This window comes from Moorena sp. SIO3B2 (assembly GCF_010692525.1).
Taxonomy (GTDB): Bacteria; Cyanobacteriota; Cyanobacteriia; order Cyanobacteriales; family Coleofasciculaceae; genus Moorena; species Moorena producens.
In genome coordinates, this window is the sequence record NZ_JAAHHE010000811.1 from 1 (window position 1) to 1,663 (window position 1,663).

The 1,663-nt window shown below is 43.8% G+C and carries 2 protein-coding genes and 1 pseudogene; 2 read left to right on the forward strand and 1 reads right to left on the reverse strand.

The genetic code is table 11. The features are described 5' to 3' along the window. Positions 1–139 (forward strand): annotated as a pseudogene (locus tag F6K38_RS44725) (SPFH domain-containing protein); the annotation flags it as partial. Positions 140–192: 53 nt separating this feature from the next. On the opposite strand, the gene F6K38_RS41325 reads toward F6K38_RS44725, so the two are convergent. Beyond that, on the reverse strand, positions 193–513 hold the full coding sequence (locus tag F6K38_RS41325) for a hypothetical protein (protein WP_008188084.1): 321 nt from the start codon (positions 511–513) through the stop codon (positions 193–195). Between the two features lie 14 nt (positions 514–527). Between F6K38_RS41325 and F6K38_RS41330 the strand changes: the two genes are divergently transcribed. Further along, positions 528–1,280: an FkbM family methyltransferase gene (locus F6K38_RS41330; protein ID WP_008188083.1), complete on the forward strand. Its 753-nt coding sequence runs from the start codon at positions 528–530 to the stop codon at positions 1,278–1,280. The last annotated feature ends 383 nt before the right edge of the window (positions 1,281–1,663 follow it).

Here is a 1,663-nt window from a genome sequence, read left to right on the forward strand (position 1 = left end):
CATCAAGCGGCTGAACGATAACCAAATTATTCAGCTAGACGAGGAAACAAAAGCAGCAATGATTAACAATTTGCTAGTGGTTTTGACTGCTGAGCAAAATATACAACCTGTGGTCAATACTGGTAGTATTAAACTGTAAGCATTCAGCATTCAGCATTCAGCATTCAGCATTCAGCAGTCAGCATTCAGCATTCAGCATTCAGCATTCAGCTTAAGCGCACGCGATGAAGCGTTCGCAAAGCGTGGCCCAAAGGCCTCAGCTTCCGCGCTTATGCGATCGCTTTTAGCGGGACTCTCGGCAGAGCCGACGCTACGCGAACAGCTTTTGAATAAAATAAGCTGACCACTGACCGCTGACCACTGACCACTGACCACTGACCACTGACCACTGACCGCTGACCGCTGACCGCTGACCACTGAGCGCTGACCGCTGACCACTAAAGGTAAAGCTGTTACTTGACCATAACTTTCGGGAATTCTATCAATAGAAACTCTAATAGTTTTCAGCTTCATCAGGTCATCAAACTATGGATTTGGAACAGATTTCCGGAAAAAGCATCTTTGGTCAGGTTTTACGTTTTCCCTTAAAGCTAATTCCTCCTGAGATGACAATGCCGATCTGGCTAGGTAAGCTCGCCGGTAAAAAATGGATAGTTGGTGCTGGCAGAAACGGCTGTTGGTTAGGAACTTATGAGTATCAGAACCAACGGGTGCTTGAGAAAACTCTGAAATTAGGAAACACTGTATTTGATATTGGAGCTCACGCTGGTTTCTTTACACTATTGACTTCGGTGCTAGTCGGTGAGAAGGGAAAAGTTTTTTCCTTTGAGCCCCTACCCCAAAACCTTGGTTACTTAAGAAAACATCTGTCTATCAACAGCATTACCAATGCCACAGTTATGGCAGCAGCGGTTTCAGAGCGCTCTGGTATGGCATCCTTTAGAGAAACTTCTGGTAGTTATCAGGGGGGTATTTCTTCTCAAGGAACACTTCAAGTCAAGATGGTCAGTTTAGATGAACTGATCGCCAGTGGTGAAATTCCTGTGCCGGACTGCATCAAAATTGATGTGGAGGGGCATGAGAAGTTTGTTCTACTTGGTGCCAAATCTCTGTTGGAAAGTGCTCATCCTACCATTTTCTTGTCTATCCATGGACGACCTGTCTATCAGCAATGTTGTCAGTTGTTAGAATCTTTGGGCTACAAAATTCAAGTATTAGACAAACCCCATGGTGGAGAGCTTCCAAAAAACCTTGATTTGATTGCTTCTTACCCGGATTGATCGATTCACTGTAAGTAGTAATATCATGCTCGGTTGAACACTTATAAATAGTAGGTAATAGGGCACAGGGAACAGGGAACATGGAACAGGGAATTAGGAGGGAGATTGCCTACCAGAAGGAAGCTAAGTTTTTTCATAACTGATTAGCTGAACATCATATAAGCCTTCAGATCGAGTCCGGTTTAACCCTATATATAGCCTTTATCATAGCTATTAGTTAGGTACACAGGATTTTTTCCCTATTCCCTATTCCCTGTTCCCTGTTCCCTATTCCCTGTTCTCTATTTTAAATAGCACTATGACCCAAAGCCAAACCAGCAACTAGCATCCCTAGTACCAAAAACGGTTGCGCACTAGCCTGGTATTTGACATCATTTTTCAGG